Source organism: Nonomuraea thailandensis, from assembly GCF_024172165.1.
In the GTDB taxonomy this organism is placed as follows: domain Bacteria; phylum Actinomycetota; class Actinomycetes; order Streptosporangiales; family Streptosporangiaceae; genus Nonomuraea; species Nonomuraea thailandensis.
The window spans coordinates 11838065-11856768 of sequence record NZ_JAMZEB010000002.1; the positions used below are offsets into that span (position 1 = coordinate 11838065).

21 protein-coding genes are annotated in these 18704 nt (G+C 73.3%); 13 read left to right on the forward strand and 8 right to left on the reverse strand.

Going from position 1 to position 18704, the window contains the following annotated elements; all coding sequences use genetic code 11:
* Nucleotides 1-65: 65 nt before the first annotated feature.
* Nucleotides 66-995, reverse strand: coding sequence for a zinc-binding dehydrogenase (locus HD597_RS59120; RefSeq protein ID WP_253757706.1), 930 nt, complete (start codon nucleotides 993-995; stop codon nucleotides 66-68).
* A gap of 96 nt (nucleotides 996-1091) precedes the next feature.
* Between HD597_RS59120 and HD597_RS59125 the strand changes: the two genes are divergently transcribed.
* Nucleotides 1092-1730, forward strand: a complete 639-nt coding sequence (locus HD597_RS59125) for a TetR/AcrR family transcriptional regulator (RefSeq protein ID WP_253757708.1) — start codon at nucleotides 1092-1094, stop codon at nucleotides 1728-1730.
* A 109-nt stretch (nucleotides 1731-1839) separates the two neighbouring features.
* On the opposite strand, the gene HD597_RS66375 is transcribed toward HD597_RS59125, so the two are convergent.
* Together HD597_RS66375 and HD597_RS59135 are read right to left on the reverse strand one after the other, a co-directional pair.
* Nucleotides 1840-3027, reverse strand: a complete 1188-nt coding sequence (locus HD597_RS66375; protein WP_253757710.1) for a helix-turn-helix domain-containing protein — start codon at nucleotides 3025-3027, stop codon at nucleotides 1840-1842.
* Complete coding sequence (locus tag HD597_RS59135; protein ID WP_253757712.1) at nucleotides 3020-3778, reverse strand: hypothetical protein; 759 nt, start codon at nucleotides 3776-3778, stop codon at nucleotides 3020-3022. The genes HD597_RS66375 and HD597_RS59135 overlap by 8 nt, the downstream gene beginning before the upstream one ends.
* Before the next feature lie 205 nt (nucleotides 3779-3983).
* On the opposite strand from HD597_RS59135, the gene HD597_RS59140 reads away from it, so the two are divergent.
* The 4 genes from HD597_RS59140 to HD597_RS59155 all read left to right on the forward strand — a co-directional run bounded on the left by HD597_RS59140 (nucleotide 3984) and on the right by HD597_RS59155 (nucleotide 6715).
* Nucleotides 3984-4763: a hydroxypyruvate isomerase family protein gene (locus tag HD597_RS59140; protein WP_253757714.1), complete on the forward strand. Its 780-nt coding sequence runs from the start codon at nucleotides 3984-3986 to the stop codon at nucleotides 4761-4763.
* Nucleotides 4764-4798: 35 nt separating this feature from the next.
* On the forward strand, nucleotides 4799-5677 hold the full coding sequence (locus tag HD597_RS59145; RefSeq protein WP_308210920.1) for a 2-hydroxy-3-oxopropionate reductase: 879 nt from the start codon (nucleotides 4799-4801) through the stop codon (nucleotides 5675-5677).
* A 135-nt stretch (nucleotides 5678-5812) separates the two neighbouring features.
* Entirely contained in the window at nucleotides 5813-6433 is a 621-nt protein-coding gene (locus HD597_RS59150) for an HNH endonuclease family protein (RefSeq protein WP_253757715.1), read from the forward strand.
* Entirely contained in the window at nucleotides 6434-6715 is a 282-nt protein-coding gene (locus HD597_RS59155) for a hypothetical protein (protein ID WP_253757717.1), read from the forward strand.
* A 252-nt stretch (nucleotides 6716-6967) separates the two neighbouring features.
* Here HD597_RS59155 and HD597_RS59160 read toward each other — a convergent pair whose 3' ends face one another.
* Nucleotides 6968-7624, reverse strand: coding sequence for a hypothetical protein (locus HD597_RS59160; RefSeq protein ID WP_253757719.1), 657 nt, complete (start codon nucleotides 7622-7624; stop codon nucleotides 6968-6970).
* Between the two features lie 102 nt (nucleotides 7625-7726).
* Between HD597_RS59160 and HD597_RS59165 the strand changes: the two genes are divergently transcribed.
* Complete coding sequence (locus tag HD597_RS59165) at nucleotides 7727-8167, forward strand: PaaI family thioesterase (protein WP_253757721.1); 441 nt, start codon at nucleotides 7727-7729, stop codon at nucleotides 8165-8167.
* A gap of 114 nt (nucleotides 8168-8281) precedes the next feature.
* On the opposite strand, the gene HD597_RS59170 is transcribed toward HD597_RS59165, so the two are convergent.
* Together HD597_RS59170 and HD597_RS59175 are read right to left on the reverse strand one after the other, a co-directional pair.
* Nucleotides 8282-8422 carry a hypothetical protein gene (locus tag HD597_RS59170; protein ID WP_253757723.1) on the reverse strand — a complete coding sequence of 47 codons (141 nt, stop codon included), beginning with the start codon at nucleotides 8420-8422 and terminating at the stop codon, nucleotides 8282-8284.
* Nucleotides 8423-8632: 210 nt separating this feature from the next.
* Nucleotides 8633-10651, reverse strand: coding sequence for a CehA/McbA family metallohydrolase (locus HD597_RS59175; protein WP_253757725.1), 2019 nt, complete (start codon nucleotides 10649-10651; stop codon nucleotides 8633-8635).
* An 81-nt stretch (nucleotides 10652-10732) separates the two neighbouring features.
* On the opposite strand from HD597_RS59175, the gene HD597_RS59180 reads away from it, so the two are divergent.
* Nucleotides 10733-11419 carry a rhodanese-like domain-containing protein gene (locus HD597_RS59180; RefSeq protein ID WP_253757727.1) on the forward strand — a complete coding sequence of 229 codons (687 nt, stop codon included), beginning with the start codon at nucleotides 10733-10735 and terminating at the stop codon, nucleotides 11417-11419.
* 134 nt (nucleotides 11420-11553) lie between these two features.
* Here the strand turns inward: HD597_RS59180 and HD597_RS59185 are convergent, their stop codons facing one another.
* Entirely contained in the window at nucleotides 11554-11838 is a 285-nt protein-coding gene (locus tag HD597_RS59185) for a Fe-S cluster assembly protein HesB (protein WP_253757728.1), read from the reverse strand.
* A gap of 101 nt (nucleotides 11839-11939) precedes the next feature.
* On the opposite strand from HD597_RS59185, the gene HD597_RS59190 reads away from it, so the two are divergent.
* A complete protein-coding gene (locus HD597_RS59190; RefSeq protein ID WP_253757730.1) occupies nucleotides 11940-12599 on the forward strand; it encodes an endonuclease in 660 nt (219 codons plus the stop codon).
* A gap of 21 nt (nucleotides 12600-12620) precedes the next feature.
* Entirely contained in the window at nucleotides 12621-13394 is a 774-nt protein-coding gene (locus HD597_RS59195) for an enoyl-CoA hydratase/isomerase family protein (protein WP_253757732.1), read from the forward strand.
* Between the two features lie 217 nt (nucleotides 13395-13611).
* Here the strand turns inward: HD597_RS59195 and HD597_RS59200 are convergent, their stop codons facing one another.
* Nucleotides 13612-14439 (reverse strand): hypothetical protein, encoded by an 828-nt coding sequence (locus HD597_RS59200; protein WP_253757734.1) that lies wholly within the window; start codon nucleotides 14437-14439, stop codon nucleotides 13612-13614.
* Between the two features lie 155 nt (nucleotides 14440-14594).
* Between HD597_RS59200 and HD597_RS59205 the strand changes: the two genes are divergently transcribed.
* Genes HD597_RS59205 through HD597_RS59220 form a run of 4 tightly spaced genes read left to right on the forward strand, consistent with a single transcriptional unit; the run spans nucleotide 14595 to nucleotide 18646 of the window.
* A complete protein-coding gene (locus tag HD597_RS59205) occupies nucleotides 14595-14963 on the forward strand; it encodes a hypothetical protein (protein WP_253757736.1) in 369 nt (122 codons plus the stop codon).
* Nucleotides 14954-16165: a DUF6395 domain-containing protein gene (locus tag HD597_RS59210; protein ID WP_253757738.1), complete on the forward strand. Its 1212-nt coding sequence runs from the start codon at nucleotides 14954-14956 to the stop codon at nucleotides 16163-16165. Before HD597_RS59205 ends, HD597_RS59210 begins: the two co-directional genes overlap by 10 nt.
* Complete coding sequence (locus HD597_RS59215) at nucleotides 16150-17004, forward strand: M55 family metallopeptidase (RefSeq protein ID WP_253757740.1); 855 nt, start codon at nucleotides 16150-16152, stop codon at nucleotides 17002-17004. Before HD597_RS59210 ends, HD597_RS59215 begins: the two co-directional genes overlap by 16 nt.
* Nucleotides 16997-18646 (forward strand): flavin monoamine oxidase family protein, encoded by a 1650-nt coding sequence (locus HD597_RS59220; protein ID WP_253757742.1) that lies wholly within the window; start codon nucleotides 16997-16999, stop codon nucleotides 18644-18646. Before HD597_RS59215 ends, HD597_RS59220 begins: the two co-directional genes overlap by 8 nt.
* The last annotated feature ends 58 nt before the right edge of the window (nucleotides 18647-18704 follow it).

Genomic DNA, 18704 nt, shown 5'->3' on the forward strand with positions numbered 1-18704 from the left:
CCGTAGGGCTCTGTCCGGTTGCTCCCTACGAGCGTGCAACCTCAACTTTGCTTCAGGTCAAGTCGTCAGCCGACGTCGAGCACCGCCTTGCCGTGCAGCCGACCCTCCACCAGGGCGGCGACGGCCTCGTCCGCCCGCTTCCACTCGCCGCGCCAGGAGATCCCGGGGTCGAGGTCGCCGGCGGCCACGCGGGCGGCCAGCCAGGTCAGGTCGGGGACGAGGTCCGTGCCGTCCAGCAGGTAGAAGGTGACGACGGAGCGGTCGTGCCGCCCCTCGTCGCCGAAGAGCGCGCCGAACGGGAAGACCTCCGCCTCGCCCGTGCCGTGGCCGACGGAGACGAGCGTGCCGTGCGCCGCGAGCCTGTCGAACGCCGCCACGAGCTGGGGCCCGCCGACGTTGTCCACCACCCCGTCCACCAGGCCGTCCGCCAGCTCGGGGCGGGCGACCACCTCGTGGGCGCCCAGCGCGCGCAGCCCGTCGCCGTGCCCCGCCGGGTCTCCGGTCGAGGCGACGACGTGGGCGCCGGCGCGGCGGGCGAGCTGCACGGCGTACCGGCCCACACCTCCCGTGGCGCCCGTGACCAGCACCCGCTTGCCCAGCAGCGGCCCGATCCTGCGCAACGCGCGCAGCGCGCTCGCGCCCGCCACCGGGATCGTGCTGATCGCCCCGAGGTCGGCTCCGGCCGGCACGACGCCGAGCATCGAGGTGTCCACGGCACGCAGCTCCGCCCACGCGCCGTCGTAGCCGATGGTGATCACCGGCGTGCCGGCGGCCGGGCCCGAGCCGTCGGCCGCGGCGCGCTCGACCACGCCCGCGGCGTCCCAGCCCAGCACGGCACCGTCGCCGGCGTGCTCGATGCCGTGCCTGACCTCGCCGAAGTTGAGCGACGTGGCGTGCACCCGGACCAGGGCCTGGTGCGGCTCCGGTACGGGATCGGCGGTCTCGCCGAGGCGCAGGCCGGAGGCGGTGGAATGGTCGATCAGCAGAGCACGCATGAGTTCACGCCTTTCGGAAGAGAGGAACGGCTCATTTATGCCACTCAGTGGCATAAGCGCGCAAGTGGCGTTCGCCGCTCGCCTACACTTCCATGCATGACCTCCGCACCGCCCCTGCGCGAACGCAAGAAGCAGCGCACCCGGCAGGCCCTGATCGACGCCGCGCTGCACCTGTTCGGCAGCCGCGGCTTCGGCGGGGTCACCCTGGACGAGCTGTGCGAGGAGGTCGAGGTGTCCAAGCGCACGTTCTTCCGGTACTTCGCCGGCAAGGAGGACGTGGCGATGGCGCCGTTGCAGGACATGTGGCGGGCCTTCCTCGTGGAGCTGGAGACCATCCCCGCCGACGGGCGGCCGCTGGTGGAGCTGATGCAGGCGGCCCTGCTGGGCGCGCTGGAGCGGGTGGCCGACGAGGCGTGGGCCGGGCGGGCGGCGCTGAGCTACCGGCTGTCCCAGGAGACGTCCACGATGGATGCGTACAACCTGCACTTCTGCGAGAGCACCATGCGGTCCGTGGTGGAGGTGCTGCACCGGCGGCTCGATCTGCTCGGCGATCGGCGTACCCGGCTCGCGGGCGACATGCTGGTGGCGGCGTGGCGGGTCGCGGTCGGCGAGTGGGTGGCCGAGGCGGGGGAGCGGCCCTCCGTGCCGGCGCTCGCCGATCGCGTGCGCGACGCGGTGGCGGCCCTGCCGGGAAGCCTCGCCCTGACCGCCACCCCCCAGCCGGAAGAACGCTGACCACCCCGCCACCCCGCGGCCGGAAGAACGCTGACCACCCCGCCACCTCGACTCACCCGCGCTCGACGCGCCCGCCGCACCCCGGCCCAGGCGCCCGGACGGACGCGGGTCAGGGCACGAGCGTCAGCGAGGGGCGCCGGTCGGGCAGGCCGATCAGCTCGCGTACGCGGGCGACGGGCCAGGCCAGCTCCTGCGCCAGCGTGGCGACACTCAGCCCGCTCTCCCGGCCGGCCAGCTCGAACGCCTGCGCCAGCAGCACCGGCTGCTCGCCCGGATAGCCGGAGACCGGCTCGTTGGTGAAGCCCGGCTGATCGCGCAGCGCGGCCAGCCGCTGGTAGGCACGACCGGCGGCGGAGTCGGACAGCAGCCCCGTCTCCCTGCACCGGTAGAGCAGCGAGTCGACCGAGACCCCCCACGTCTGCCGCAGCTCGGCCAGCCGCCGCAGGTCGGCGCGGAGCGGAAGCCGGGGCAGGATGCTGTCGCGCGGAGTGAGGAACTCGGCCGCGAACGCGTCGGCCTCCCGCTCCTGCTGCGGATCGCCCGCCGCCGTGTCGCCGTGCAGCACCAGGTGCCCCAGCTCGTGGGCCGCGGTGAAGCGGTGGCGGTAGATGTCGTCGAACCGGTTCGGCGTCAGCACCACGATGGGCCGCGGCAGGCTGGAGGTGGAGAAGGCGTCGACGGTGACCGCGTCGGGGTCGTGGCGGGGGAAGGCCACGACGATGCCGTGCGACTCCATGCGGCGTACGAGATGGCCGATCGGGCCGGTGCCCAGCCCCCAGTGGGCGCGCAGCGCGCGGGCCGCGCCCGCCGGGTCGCGCGGCAGGTCGGAGTGCATCTCGCCGCCCGCGAACCCGGGCAGGTCGACAAGGGGAAGCTGGACGCGTTTCTCCAGCGCGTAGGTCAGCTCCCACACCTGCTCGACGAAGGCCACGGCCTTGGCCCGCTGGTAGGCGCGGGTGGAGCGGAGGCTGCGGAAGTGCGCCATGGAGCCGTCGAGCTTGCCGTGCGGGCGACCCGACAGGAAGAACGCCGCCGGCACCGACAGCACCTCGGCCAGCCGGGGGATCAGGTCGGGGCGGGGCCGGGTGACGCCCGATTCGTACTGGCCGACCGCGGCGGGGGAGACGCCGAGGTGCTCGGCGACCTCCTTCTTGGTGAGCGCGGCCAGGTGGCGGGCCTGGGTGAGGCGGGTGGCGTCGAACGCGTCGGCGACCGCCTGCGGGCTCGGCCCGCCCACCCTGGAGCCCCGGCCGCTCGCGTCACGCGGCGGCCGCCCGCCCGTGCCGGAGTCACGCACCGCTGGCGGCTTCTGGCCCGAACGGGAGCTGCTCGCTGACCGGCGCCACGAGGCGCGCGGCGCCCCTGCGCGGATTGAGCGCCGGCGCGGGCGGCACCCCCTCGTCGAACGCCGCGGCCTCGCCCTCGCTCCGGGCGGGCGCCGCGCTCTCCTGCGCCAGCGGGATCTCCTCGCAGTGGTGCCAGCGCAGGCTGCCGGTGCGGTCGAGCAGCTCGGCCTCGCCCCACCAGGCGTCGAGCAGCCCGGCGTGCGCGTTGCAGGCGTAGGCGATCAGCACCAGCCGGGTGTCCTCGGGCAGGTCGCCCAGCGCCTCGGCGACCGGGACGGCGTGCGGCGCGACGTCGTGCAGCGCGAGCTGCCGCATCCGCGGCTCGGGCCCGAACCGGTTGAACAGCGCCTGCACCAGCGCCGACGGCCGCCCGTCGCCGATGCGCGCGCTCATCACGCTGATCGAGCGGTCCTTGGCGTAGCGGAACGGGAACAGCAGCTTGCCGTCGAGCAGCACCAGCTCGTGCTGGGAGCCGCCGGGCTTGACGACCCGCACGTCGCCCAGGTCCTCGAAGGCCTCGGCCAGCGCCTCGAACTTGCGCGACATCAGCGTGAACCCGAACGGATGCAGATGATCGGTCTGCGCCACCTTCTGGGCGTCGAGCGCATTCTCCAGCGCCACCGACAGCGCCTCGGCGACGCCCTGTCTGATCAGGGGAACGCGCTGCCCGAACGTGTCGTGGGCCCACTGGGACATCCGCATGCCCGACCTCCCGCCGCTTTACTTTCCAACATCATAGACCCGCTGCGGCTTCATGTTGCCCGCATGACACACCCGCCCCATGCCCGGCTCGCACGGCCCCTGGCGAACGCCGCGCGCGAGCACGGCGACATACTCAAGGGATCGGCGACGGCGCCCCGAGCCGGCTCCGCCGCGAACGACCTGAAGATCCGGAAGAGGCCCGCGCGTGACCAAGTGGACGGTGAACTGCTCCATCCTCTACACCGACCTGCCGCTGCTCGAACGTCCCGCCGCGGCGGCGGCCGACGGGTTCACGGCGGTGGAGTTCTGGTGGCCGTGGCCGGTGGCGGCGCCGGGCGACCGCGACGTGGACGCGTTCGTGCGGGCGATCGAGGACGCCGGCGTCCGGCTCACCGGGCTGAACTTCTTCGCCGGCGACATGCCCGGCGGCGACCGCGGCGTGGTGTCGTGGCCGGGCCGCTCGCGCGAGCTGCGCGACAACATCCCCGTGGTGGCGGCCATCGGCGAGCGGCTGGGCTGCCGCGCCTTCAACGCCCTGTACGGCAACCGCGTCGAGGGGGCCGCCGCCGAGGAGCAGGACGAGCTGGCCGTCGAGCTGCTGTCCGCCTGCGTGGCGGGGGTGCCGGGCACCGTGCTGCTGGAGCCGGTCAGCGGCGCGCCGCGCTACCCGCTGCTGACGGCCGCCGACGCGGTGGCCGTGCTCGACCGCGTGCCGGGTGCGGGGCTGCTCGCCGACCTCTACCACCTGGCCGTCAACGGTGACGACGTGCCCGCCGCCATCCAGCGGTACGGCTCGCGCGTCGCCCACGTGCAGATCGCCGACGCGCCGGGCAGAGGCGCGCCGGGCAGCGGCGAGCTGCCGCTGCGGCAGTGGATCGACGACCTGCGCGCCGGCGGGTACGACGGGCACGTCGGCCTCGAATACCTCGCCAAGGGGCCGGACGCGTTCGCCTGGCTGCCCAGGGAGCAGCGACCGTCCGCGTGACGTCCACCGAACTCGACACGAAAGGACCTTCCGACGTGACCGCCATCGCCTTCATCGGCCTCGGCATCATGGGCAGCCCCATGGCCGTACACCTGGTCAAGGCCGGGCACGCCGTGGCCGGCTACAACCGCACGCCCGCCAAGGCCGAGCCGCTGACGGCGGCCGGCGGGCGGGCGGCGGAGTCGATCGCCGACGCCGTGACGGGCGCCGAGGTCGTCGCGCTCATGGTGCCCGACTCGCCCGACGTCCAGGACGTGCTGACCGGCCCCGGCGGCGTCTTCGAGCACGCCGCCCCCGGCACGCTGATCATCGACTTCTCCTCGATCCGCCCCGACGTCACGCGTGAGCTGGCCGAGGAGGCGGGCCGCCGCGGCCTGCGCTACCTCGACGCCCCCGTCTCGGGCGGCGAGGCCGGCGCCAGGAACGCGGCGCTGTCGATCATGGTGGGCGGGGACGCGGACGCGTTCGAGGCCGCCAGGCCCGTCTTCGAGGCGGTGGGCAGGACCGTCGTGCACGTGGGGCCGAGCGGCTCCGGCCAGACGGTGAAGGCCGCCAACCAGCTCATCGTGGCGGCCAACATCGAGGCGCTGGCGGAGGCGGTGGTGTTCCTGCGGGCGTACGGGGTGGATCTGGAGGCGGCGCTGGAAGTGCTCGGCGGCGGCCTGGCGGGCTCCGCCGTGCTCGCGCAGAAGGGCGCCAACATGGCCGGCCACTCCTTCGAGCCCGGCTTCCGCATCGAGCTGCACCACAAGGACCTGGGCGTCGTCACCTCGGCCGCCCGCGAGGCCGGGGTCGTGCTACCGCTCGGCGCCCTGGTGGCCCAGCTGGTCGCGTCGGCGAACGCGGTCGGCGACGGCGCCCTCGACCACTCGGCGCTGCTGCGCGGCGTCGAACGCCTCTCGGGCACCGCCTGATCAAGTCAAACCCAAGTCTGTCACTCTAAGTGACAAGGGGGGCGCGCCATTGATTACTTAGCGTAATCATCGCAGTAGTCATGGGCCATGTTCTCATTGCGATCATGGCCCGCCCGCACGGCGACCACCGCGACCATGACCATCCTGGCCCTGGTCCCGGCGGCCGGCGCGGGCGCCGCCTCCCCCGCCGAACTCCCGCCCACCCTCTCCGCCCCGGCCGCGCAGGCGCAGCTCCAGCAGCTCGTCATCGCCGAACCCCGTGCGATGGCCGGCTACAGCCGCTCCCGCTTCCCGCACTGGACGGCGCAGGGGTACTCCTGCGACACCCGCGAGACCGTCCTCGCCCGCGACGGCGTCGACGTCAAACAGGACGAGAACTGCCGGGCCTACAGCGGCACCTGGCACAGCGTCTACGACGGCAAGGACTTCACCGACGCTTCGAGCCTCGACATCGACCACATGGTGCCGCTGGCCCAGGCGTGGCGGTCGGGTGCGAACACGTGGACCGACGCCCGCCGCAGGCAGTTCGCCAACGACCTCGAAGGGCCGCAGCTCCTCGCGGTCTCGGCCGCCTCCAACCGCTCCAAGGGCGACCAGTCACCCGACCAGTGGAAGCCGCCGCTGCGGTCGTACTGGTGCACGTACAGCCGGGCCTGGATCGACGTCAAGTCCCGCTACGACCTCACCGTCACCGAGGCCGAGCGGGACGCGCTGAGCGAGATGGTGGCGACCTGCTACGGGCGCACCGGGGTCTGAGTGGGCGCCGAGGCCTACCAGAGCAACGTCGTCGCCGGGCCCGGTGGCGTGATGACCGAGGAGGTCGGCGTCATCACCGGTGAGGTGACGGTGCGCACGGTGGTGGTCGGCGAGCTGGTGACGGTACGCGTGCAGTACCTGGACGCCGACGAGTGGTACGAGGTCGAGGGCAGCCCCCTGGGGCGGGCCACCGGTCCTGGACCGCGCCTCCACCAGGAGATCGTCCAGGCCGTACGGCGCGGCATGCCCGACGGCCTGACCGGCTTCCACCCGCCCACCTGACCCGCCACGGGCCCCGGCCCGCCACCGCGCCGAGCCGGTGTCACGCCGGCCCGGCGCCCCTGTCCGGCAACGTGTCGCCTTGGCGCAGCACCTGGCGGCACGTTGCCATGGCCCGCCGGGTGGCGGCATGCCCCCAAGCGTGCCGGGGCGGCATGTTCCCAAGCGCGCCGGGTGGCGGCGCGTTGTCTTGACGCGCCGGGTCGGCGCGTTGTCGTGCGGTGGGACTCGGCGCAAAGCGGACGGCGCCAAGCCCTAGCCGGAAACGCGCCGCGCCAGCTCCCCGGCCGTCAGCGCCGCACCCGGCGGGACCGGCGCGGGATGGGCACGCATCCCGGCGAGCACCAGGCGCGCTGCCCGTACCCGCAACTCCTCGCCCAACCCGGCGGGCACAGTCGGCAGCCCCCGGACGAGCAGCCCGACGACCCCCGCCACATCACCCGCGCCGACGTCCGCACGCAGCGCACCCTCGTCGTGACCGGCCCGCACGATGTCTTCGAGCACCTTCAACAGGCGATCACTCACCGCACCGACCTCCGGCGCGGCGTCCGCATCGCGTGCAGCACCGGCCACATCCTGCGCCGCAGCGCCGCCAGCGCCATCATGCGCCGAAGCGCTGTCGCCATCATGCGCCGAAGCGCTGCCGGATTCGCGCGTGGCAGCGCCGACGGCAGCCTCGCGGGCGCGCGCCCCCTCGACCGCCGCGAGCGGATCCAGCCCCAGCTCCGCACACCCCGCCACGAACCGGCTGAGCGCATCGAACGCCCACGTCTCCTCCGCCCGCGCCTCCTCCGCCAGCGCGATCATGCGATTCACCTGGTCGGCGAGCGTGGCCCCCTGGTTACTTCCGGCCTCCGCTGTCAGATGGCCCGGCGCGCTCATGCGGTCAGCCGCCTTCCTCTGCTCGTCCATCGGCTTCCTCACAGCAGCCTAACCCCGGGTGTGCGAAGCCGGTTTCCGCAGGCCAGGCGACCAGACCCGGAACTGTCGGTGCCCTGACGTTGAATATCCCGCATGGAGACCCCCACCCGCGAAGGGCCGTTCTGGGACGTGATGGCCGGCCGGTTGCCCCCGCCGCCCGCCGCCACCACCCTGGGCTGGGAGCTGCTGCAGGTCGATCCCGACGGGGGCACGATCGAGGTGGCGTTCACGGCCGACGAGAGCTTCACCAACCCGATGGGCGTGGTCCAGGGCGGCTTCCTGGCGGCGATGCTCGACGACACGCTCGGGCCCGCACTGGGCGCGATGCTGCCGCCCGGGCAGTTCGCGCCGACGCTCGACCTGCACGTCCAGTTCCTCCGCCCGGCCCGCCCCGGCCGGCTGGTGGGCCGGGGCAGGGTCGTGCGGCGGGGGCGCCAGGTGTGCTTCCTGTCCGGCGAACTGCTCGCCCCCGACGGCGAGCCCGTCGCCGTGGCGACGGCGACCGCGTACATCCAGACGATCCAACAGGGGTGACCGCAGGACGCGACCAGGGGAGCGAGGCGGCCGGTGGACGCGGATGAGGCGAGGCGAGGCTGAGGTGAGGGTGGCGTGAGGCTGGGGTGAGGCATGGTTGAGGTGAGGCGAGACTCAGGCGGGTGCGGGCAGGAGACGGTCGCGTAGGACGGCGAGGGCCAGCACCCATCCGCTCCACGCCACATACCCGGCGAAGTTCGCCAGATCGGCCCCCGGCGCGCCCAGCGGCGCCACCACCCCGGCGGCCACGGCCACGGCGGAGGCCGCACCCAGCGCGATGAACCACCGCGGCGGACGACCAAGCCTTCCCCCGCACGCACGCCGCCGCCGACGCCATCGCGGCCTACGTCTCCACCGACCAGTTCCGCTGGGGCCTGGAACGGGTTCTCGCCGGCGTGTCCCCAATCGAGCCGCGCGTGCCCTGAGGCGAGCCAGGCCCGCCGAGGGGTTCAGGAAACCGGCGCCTCAGGGGAGCCGTCGCCGGTATACCTCCCTGGCGCGCTCGTACAGGGCGAGGTGGTCGCCGAGCTGCTCGGGCGTCTCGAACGTGCCGAATCTGCGCAGAACCACCTCCAGCCGATCCAGCCAGGCCAGGCACCACCGCACGTCCGCCTCCCTGGCCACGTGCCCGCCCGCGACGTCCACGTACACCGGGCTGCTGTGCGCGTAGGCGCCGGAGCGGTGCATGCTGCGCGGGTGCGGCCCGCCGGAGGCGACGGCGACGACGTACGTCGGCTCGCGCATCGCCACGCGGGCCGTCAGCCGCCCGGGCGGGCCCTTGGCCAGCACGCCGTCCGCGGTGCGGATCTCCAGCGTCTCGACCTCCGGCCCGATCGAGGAGACGGCGATCTCCACCTCCTGCCCGCGCGCCAGCTGCAGCGTGTCGCCGGGGCCGTGCCCGTTCACGGTCAGCTCCAGCCACGGCCCGGTGGTGGCGAACGTGCGGCCGAGCAGGATCGCCTCGGCGTACGACTCGGCGGTGAGCGGGCCGGCGACGTCGGCGTACACGCGTTCCCAGCCGGGCGGGGAGGAGGCCGTGCCGCGGCGGCAGAACGACAGCACGGCGTCGGTGCCGGCCGTGACCGCCAGCCGGTTGCCCGCGCCGATCAGGCGGCGGTAGACGGCGGCGGTGGCCGCGATCGAGGAGTGGTTGAGCACGTCGAGGGTGTCGATGAGGCCCAGCGCCGCGTCGGCCACGATCTCCCTGGCCGCGCAGGAGCGTCCGCGGTCGATCGCGATGTCCGGCGGGTCGTCGTCGTCGAACGGCGTGTGGAACGGGTGCCCGTACCCGGTCACCCCGCCCAGCGCCCGCAGCTCCTCCAGCGCCACGGCGTTCGGCGGCCAGTCGGCCGTGTCGCGGAAGCCCGAGTGGTAGCGGCGCGGCGGCTCGCGCAGCCCGAACGCGGTGCAGTGGCCGATCAGGTCGTTGCGGTACTCGACGCCGAGCCTGGCCAGGTGCCGGTCGTCGGACCACGGCAGGTCCTCGCCCGCCCAGTGCTCCAGCGCCTCCACGTCGTAGACCCGCTCACCGGCGACGTTGCCCGCCACGAGGTTGAGCACGTGCAGGTCCTCACCGTGCTGCGCCGCGGCGGCCAGGGCGGGCGCGGCCGGCTCCTCGCCCATCCAGTTCAGATGGACGTGCAGGTCGCCGCCGTACCAGCCGCGGGCGGCGGCGTCGTACAGCCGCTCGGGCGTCAGCTCCACCAGCGTCGGCGCCCCGGCCTCCGGGGTCAGCACGATCTCGGCGGTGGTGTACTCCATGCCCCTGGCCACGCTCACGGTGACCGGCTCCTCGGCGGGCACCTCGACGACGAGATCGTCACCGTGGAAGTACGGCCGCCGGTGCGCGTCCCGCTTGGGCGGAGCGCCCCGCGGATACCAGCCCTGCCCGTTCGCTCCCATGACGCTCCACCGGCAGGGGAGCCCGGCCCGCACCCTGATCAGAGCCGCCTCCGCCCGCCTGCTCAGCGGCGACAGATCGACCGGCCGCCCGCTCACCAGCACGGACTCGGCCACCTCGACCACCTTGGCGCCGCGCGGCCCCAGCGTGTACGGGATCCCGTCCACGACCACCGTGACCGGCTCGTCCCGGCTGGAGTCGAGCAGCAACCCGGTGCGGAAGCGGGCGTCGCCCAGCACGACCTGCGTGTCGGCCTCCAGCAGGCACCCTTCGGGGGTCAGGCGGAGCGCGGCCAGGTTGTCCAGGACGTCACCGCCGAGCGCGTCGCGCACCACCCGGTCGGGATCCACCTCGCCGAGGTGGTCCTCCAGGTCGCCCGCCCGCATGCCGGGGTGCCCCTCGGCCACCTGGCGCAGGGCCGCGGCCCAGTAGCCGTAGCGGTTGTCGAGGAAGACGGTGGCCCAGGCCTGCACCACGTATCCCAGGGGCGGCTCGCCCCAGCGCACGTCGTGGGTGTCCCGCAGCGATCGGTAGTCCACCAGCGCGGCGGCGACGGCGGGAGGCAGCAGCGGATCGTCACACATCGGATACTCCCTGAAGAGGACGCGCCGTCATCGTGACACGAATCGTCCGCTGCGTCCCCCGACTCTGGGTACGGGGAGGTCATGACGCACATCATCGATCGCGAGGCCGTGCACGACCTGCTCGCCACCAGGCAGGCGCAGCTCGTCGAGGTGCTGCCGAAGCGTGAGTTCGAGTGGGCGCACCTGCCGGGCGCCGTGAACCTGCCGCTGGGCCGCATCGACGGCGAGCCGCCGCTGGAGCGGGGTCGCCCGGTCATCGTGTACTGCCACGACTGGCTCTGCGACCTGAGCCCGCGGGCCGCGCACCGGCTCGAACGGCTGGGGTTCGGCGAGGTGTACGACTACGGGGTGGGCAAGATGGACTGGTTGTCCGCCGACCTGCCGTACGACGGCCACGCCGCCCTGGTGTCCAGGAACGTGCGCAGGGACCCGGTGACCGCCGGGCTGGACGACCCGCTGGGCATGCTGACCGAGCGCATCATCGCCGACCCGGCGGGGATGGCCGTGGTGGTGGACGAGGACGACGTCGTCCAGGGGGTGATCGGCTCGCGCGAGCTCAGGGGCGGCGACCTCGACGGCACCGCCGAGAGCGTCATGCGGGTCGGCGCCACCACCGTGCGCCCGAGCGAGGAGATCGACCCGCTGGTCCAGCGCATGGACCGGGCGAAGGTGGACCACGTGGTGGTCACCCAGGCGGACGGGACGCTGGTGGGCCTGTTCGGCCTCGGCGACACCCGCCCGCCCGAGAACGACTCCGACCAGGGCTGACCATCCCGGCCCGGCGCGGCCCGGATCCCGGCCCAGGCCCCGTCCGCCCACCCCGGACCCGACCAGCCGGGCGCCGGGTCCGCGAACCGGGCGCTGGGTCCGCGAACCGGGCGTCGGGTCCGCGAACCGGGGCGTCAGGTCCGGCGGTCGAGGCGGAACGTCGGGTGCCCCGGCGCGCCCGGCTGGGCGTCCAGCGACTTGTCGTCGAGGATCGGCACCGCGTCCTCGGCGACGAACACGCGCACGTCCTCCCTCTCCACCACCTGGTCACCGGCTTCCGGGGTGCTCGCGAGCGAGACCTCCAGCGTGCCCGCCTCGTCGGCCTTGGGGGAGATGCGCAGGCCGGCATCGGCAGGCACGTCCTCCCCGACCATGAGATCCCGGATGGCCACCACGGCGTTGTCGGTCAATGTCAGCACGACCTGCTCCTTCACTAGCGTGAGAACTCCGCCTCCCCTGCCTCCACCAGCCCAAACACCGCCGCGGCATGCCCGGGCGGGTCGCGGGTAGGCGCAGCGGCATGGGGAAGAAGGATGGAGCCGTGCTGGACGCCCTGCTCGACCGCTACGGCCGCACGTACGCGGCAGAAGCCGGCATCAAGCTGGCCGACCAGCCCAAACCGCTCTACCAGCTGCTCGTCCTGGCCACCCTGCTCAGCGCCCGCATCTCGGCCGACGTCGCCGTGGCCGCCGCCAGGGAGCTGTTCGCGGCCGGGTACGGCACGCCCAGGGGCATGCGCGAGGCGAGCTGGCAGGACCGGGTGGACGCGCTGGGCCGGGGCCACTACCGCCGCTACGACGAGCGCACCGCCACGATGCTCGGCGACGGCGCCGATCTGATCATCGACCGCTGGAGGGGTGACCTGCGCCGCCTGCGCGACGAGGCGGGGGGCGACGAGCGGCGGCTCACGGACCTGCTGATGGAGTTCCCCGGCATCGGGCCGACCGGCGCCGACATCTTCCTGCGCGAGGCGCAGGCCGTCTGGCCGCAGGTCGCGCCGCACCTGGACAAGCGGGTGCTGGACGGCGCGGGCAAGCTCGGGCTGCCCCGCCAGGCCCGCCCGCTGGCCGAGCTGGCGCACTCGGGCGACGAGCTGGCCCGCCTGTCGGCCGCCCTGGTGCGGGTCTCGCGCAGCAAGAAGTCGGTGGACGAGGTCAAGTCCGCGGCGGCGGCCGGGTGAGCACCTGTTAGGTTCGATCACATGGGTGAGTTTGTGAGCGTCGAGGTGGCCGACCAGATCGCCACGATTCGTCTCGACCGGCCGAAGATGAACGCCCTCAACGGTCAGGTCCAGGGTGAGCTCGCCGAGGCGGCGGGCATCGTGGACGCCGACCCGCAGGTGCAGGCGGTGATCCTGTACGGCGGGGAGCGGGTGTTCGCCGCCGGGGTGGACATCAAGGAGATGGCCGACATGTCGTACGCCGACATGGCCGCCCACTCCGGCACGCTCCAGGCCTGCTTCACCGCGGTCGCGAAGATCGGCAAGCCGGTCATCGCCGCGATCACCGGCTACGCCCTGGGCGGCGGCTGCGAGCTGGCCCTGTGCGCCGACTTCAGGGTCGCGGGCGAGTCGGCCAAGCTGGGCCAGCCGGAGATCCTGCTCGGCCTCATCCCCGGCGCCGGCGGCACCCAGCGGCTGCCCCGCCTGGTCGGGCCCGCCCGCGCCAAGGACCTCATCTACACCGGGCGCCACGTGGCCGCCGCCGAGGCACTGGCCATCGGGCTGGTCGACCGGGTGGTGCCGGACGAGCAGGTCTACACCGCCGCCCTCGAGTGGGCCGCGACCTTCGTGGGCGGGCCGGCGGTCGCGCTGCGCGCCGCCAAGCAGGCCGTGGACCAGGGGCTGGAGACCGACCTAGACAGGGGGCTGGAGATCGAGCGGCTGCAGTTCTCCGGGATGTTCGCCACCGAGGACGCCAAGATCGGCCTGCGCGCGTTCGCGGAGAAGGCCAAGCCCAAGTTCACGGGCCGGTAACCCCGTCATCGGCGGGCCTGCGTCCGTCCCCTCCCCGCCGCACTTCGGCGAGGTCCTTTCAAGAGGGGAGGGGGCGAGTGAGGTCCCTGGGAGGAGGACGGGTGAAGTGCCTGGGGTGAGGTTCCTGGGACCGGTGAGATCCCGCGGGACGGTGGGGTCTCTGGGAGGGGGCCGGTCGCACGTCGGCGAGGGCCCTGGGCGGGGAGCGTTGACGGGCTCAGACGAACAGCTCGTCGATGGTCAGGGCGGTCGCCGCGCGATGCGCCCACTCGTCGAGCTGCTCCTGGTCGGCGCACGACGTGATGGCCGTCAGGGCCTCGTCCGTGATGCTCACGCCGCGCGCCCGCAGCACGGCCAGCACGGCCCGCGCCTTGCCCTCCGACAGCCCGGTGGCGCGCCCCCTGGTGAAGTGCTCGCGGGCGAACGGGCTGTAGACCGGCCACGTGGCGGACGACATGGTCTCCTCCAGAACCCGCCGGACGTCGGTGGACGCCAGGCGGTAGGCGTACTCGTAGTAGCGGGCGCCGTGGCTCTCCTCCGTCTTCGCCAGCGCCTCCAGGAACGTCCCCGCGACCGCCTCGTCGCCGCCGTGTGACAGCACGGACAGCACCGCCAGCTCCAGGCACTCGGCGGCCTGCGCGGGATCGGAGATCGGCGCCACCTGGTCGGGGCCGACGACCAGCGGGTGCAGAACGTACCCGGGCAGGCTGGTGACGACGGGTTGCGCCGCCCAGTCGCAGACCCCGGCGTCGGGCGCGAGCACCAGCACCAGCACCGGGCGCCTGAGCCGCAACCAGAGGGCGGCGCTGCGCCGCGCCCAGCCCTGCCGGTCCTCCTCGGACACGGTGTGCTGCAGCTCCACGATGACGCCGTGCGCGGGCTCGCACCAGGCCGGCGGCGCGGGTGCGCCAGGGCCGGCCGAGGCCACCTCGACCAGGGTGTCGGAGGGCAGGTCGATGTCGAACACGTCGCAGAGCAGGTCGACGGCGAGGGAGGGCCGGTTCCGAAACAAGGCGTTCAGCGCCTCATGCACGGAGGAGGGCATGTCGCTGAACGTTACCAGTCGCGCACAAGACGTGTCGGACTTTCCGGCAGGTCCGGCCGCCCGAATCGGCCCGCCGTGCCGGGCGCAACGAGAAGTCAACGCATTCGGTAAGGGTCGTCCATTCCGATGTTGGTTTGCCACTATGGTGGCGTTTCATGATGCGCGTCCCCGTCCCTGCCCGGCTCAGAAAGGCCGTGCGCACATGGTTCGACTCCCGGTACATCTCGATCGCCGATCATCGCCAGGACATCAGGGACGCGCTCTGGGAGGTCCAGACCCTGAGACGGGAGATGGCCACCCTGCAGAGCGAGGTCGAGCGGCTGCGGAATGCCCGCCCGGCGGCGGCTGCCAAGCCTGACCCGGCGCTGAAGGCCAGGCTCGACGACACCCACCGGCTCGCCCAGGAGACGGCCAGGGCGCTGGACGGCGTGCTGCAGAACGAGGTCCTGGTCTGGCAGGCCATCGACGACCTGCGGGCCCGTCGCGACGAGCCGGGCAGGCCCGAGGAGCGACCGTGCGCGTGACCTGGAGCGCCGGCACGGATCTGACCTTCCGGCTCCACCCGGAGGACGAGATCACCGGCCGGGCGTCCGACGAGCACCCGATCAAGCTGGCCATCAACTCCTGCTCCATCGGCGGGGTCCCCGGCGACGCGCACCCCGACCTGTACGCCGTGGCCGCCTGGACGATCGTCGCCCCCTGGACCAGGAGGCGGATCACGTTCGACAGGGCCGTCTCGGCGGAGCTGGCTCAGGCGCTGCACGACGGCTGGGGGGTCGAGGCGGGGCCGGTGGGCGCGGAGCCCCGGCGGCCCGGGGCCAGGCTGGCGATCTCCTACAGCGGCGGCGCGGACTCCGTGGCGGCGGCCACGATCTTCCCCGAGGCCCCGTTCGTGCACTTCCGCCGGGTCGCCCACCCGCGCGTCCCGAACCGCTGGCCGCACTACCGCTCCGACGTGCTGGCCAAGCTGGCCGCCGGGACCGGCCGCGAGCTGAGCACGGTCACCTCGGACCTGGAGTACACGCTCGCCGAGCCCCGCCCCGGCTATCCCGAGCACCACGCGGTGGCCGCCGGCGCCCTGCTCCTGGCCGACCGGCTCGACCTGGGCGGCCTGGGCTTCGGCTACGAGATGGGCTCCCGCTGGCTCGGCGGCGGGCGCTACCTGTGGCGCTTCACCCCCGACAACCCGATGTGGGCGCCGCACGGCAGGTGGGGCCGCCTGTTCGCCGCCGCGGGCGTGCACATCGTGCTGCCCGTGGGCGGCGTGAGCGAGGCCGTCACGATGCGCCTGGCCCTGGGCTCGCCGCTCAGGGAGCAGGTGCGCTGGTGCCTGCGCGGCACCGACGGCCCGTGCCGCAACTGCGGCAAGTGCCTGTACAAGGAGCTCATCCAGGCCGCGGTGGAGCGCCGCCCGCTCGACACGCCGATCACCGCCGACCGCCCCATGGCCCGCAAGTACCTCAGGAAGCCGCCGTACGGGGGGCAGGAGATGATCCAGTACGGGCTGGCCCGCGTTCCCGGGATCGAGAACACGCTGTTCGCCCAGGCGCTCGACTACTTCGACGTGTCGGAGGAGTCCACGAGCTGGCTGGAGCACTGCTACCCGCCAGCCCTGGAGGAGATCCCGGAGCGGTGGCGGGCGCAGGCGGCGGGGTTCATCGAGGCGAACGTGGGGCTGATGACGGAGTCCGAGGTGCGCAGAGTCGAGTCGTGGGGGAGCGCGTGAAGGTCTATCTGTCGGTCGACATGGAGGGCGTGACGGGTCTGACCGACCCGGAGGAGATGCACGCCGGCAAACGCGGGTACGAGCGGGGCTGCGAGCTGATGACGGCCGACGCGAACGCGGCCGTGGCGGGCGCCTTCGAGGCCGGCGCGAGCGGCGTGCTGGTCAACGACGCCCACGGCTCCACCAAGAACCTCCGCATCGACCTCCTCGACCCCCGGGCCAGCCTGATCAGGGGCCCCGGCAAGGCGCAGCGGATGGCGCACGGGCTCGACGGCTCGTTCCAGGCGGCGGGCTTCGTGGGCTACCACGCCCGCGCCGGCGTGCCGCACGGGGTGCTCAACCACACGTGGATGGGCAAGGAGATCCAGAACGTCCACCTCAACGGCGAGCTGTGCGGCGAGACGCGGCTGGTCGCGGCCTGCGCCGGGTTCCACGGGGTGCCGGTGGTGCTGGTGACCGGGGACGAGGCCGTGGGCGAGGAGGCCCGCGAACTGCTCGGCGACGTCGAGACCGTCGCGGTGAAGAAGGGCATCGACAAGTTCTCGGCCGAGCTGCTGCCGCCGAGCGTCGCCCAGGCCCGGATCCGTGAGGCCACGGCTCGGGCGCTGGGGCGGTTGAACGACTTCACGCCGTACGTGGTGGAGGCGCCGTACACGCTGGGGGTGGAGTGGAACTCCACCGCCATCGCCGCGGCCGTGTCGCTGATCCCGGGCGTGAAGTCGGCGGGCCCGCGGCACACGGAGTTCACCACCGGCGACTTCAACGAGATCATGGCCCTGTTCGGCCTGTTCGCGAGCATCGCCGGCCAGGTCGCCTGCGGCAGCGGGCCCTATGGCTGACACCCCCGAGCCCGGCACCCCCGGGCCCGGCACGCCCGAGCCGGACAGGCCCGAGCCCGGCAGCCCCGCCTCTGCAGGCCCTGGGGTCAGGAGCAGGAGCGGGGCGCTGACCCGGCGGGGGCTGCTCGTCGGGATCGGCGCCGCCGGGGGCGCGGGCGCCATGTACGCCGCCATGGGCGCGCTCGGCCTGGCCCCCACCGGCCAGGACAAGGAGTACACGCCGCCGCGCCAGGGCGACTTCACGCTGAGCGGCAGGGCCTCGGCCAAGGTCGTGATCATCGGCGCCGGCGTGGCGGGGCTGACCGCCGCGTACGAGCTGGGCAAGGCCGGCTACGACTGCACGCTGCTCGAAGCCCGGCAGAAGCCCGGCGGACGCAACCTCACCTTGCGCGCCGGCGACCGCCTGACCGAGCTGAACGGCCCCGCCCAGGACGTGAGGTTCGGCCCGGGCGTCTACTTCAACGCGGGCCCGGGCCGCATCGCCCAGTGGATGGTGACCCTCGACTACTGCCGCGAGCTGGGCATCCCCATCGAGACCTTCATCAACAACAACGCCTCGGCCTACGTCCACACCAACGGCCGGACGGTCAGGGCCCGCACGGCCCGCGCCGACATGTACGGATACATCGCCGAACTCCTGGCCAAGGCCACCGACCTCGGCGCCCTGGACAAGACCCTCACCAAGGACGACAGGGAAAGCCTGCTGGAATTCCTCAGGCGCTTCGGCGACCTGGGCCCCAAGCTCGACTACGAGGGCTCCGCACGCCGCGGATTCACGAGATTCCCGGCCGTGGACGGCGGGATCCCCATGCCCGACCCCGGCACCCTCCACCAGGTCCTCGCCGCCGGCACCGGCCGCGCCATCACCAACGACTTCGGCTACGAGCAGGCCACCCCCATGTTCCAGCCCGTCGGCGGCATGGACGCCATCGTCACCGGGCTCCAGCGGGCCGTCGGCCAGGACAGGATCAGGACAGGCGCCAAGGTCACCGGGATCACCACCCTGGACGACGGCGTCGAGGTCGCCTACACCGGCGGCGCCCTCAAGGCCGACTACTGCGTCGCCACCCTCCCGCCCCACCTCCTCGCCAAGATCCCGCACAACCTCGGCGCCCCGATCACGGCCGCGCTGAGCACCCCCGTCCCGATCGCCGCCGGCAAGATCGGCCTGGAGTACGGCAGGCGCTGGTGGGAGCTGGAGGACCGCATCTACGGCGGCGTCACCGAGACCGACCTGGACCTGACCCACATCTGGTACCCGTCGCACGACTACCACGCCGAGCGCGGCCTGCTCGTCGGCTACTACAACACCGAGGGCGTCGCCGAGCTGTACGGCGCGCTCACCCCGGAGGACAGGCGGCGCAGGGCGCTCACCCAGGGCAAGAAGATCCACGGCGAGAAGTACCGCCAGAACGTGCTGTCCAGCGTCTCCATCGCCTGGGAACGCCAGGAGCACATCCAGGGAGGCTGGGTGCGCTGGCCGTCCTTTGATTCGTCCTTCACTCTTCTGCAACGCCCCGCCGGAAGGGTTTACTTCGCGGGCGACTGGCTCACCCATCTGATCGCTTGGCAGGCGGGGGCCATGGAGTCCGCACGCGGCGCCGTCACTCAGTTGCACAGGAGAGTCCTGCAGTCTCCGTGACGTCGCCCGCTGCTCCCGGAAGCGCAAGTAGGCTCCTGGGAGAGGCGATCGAGGAGAT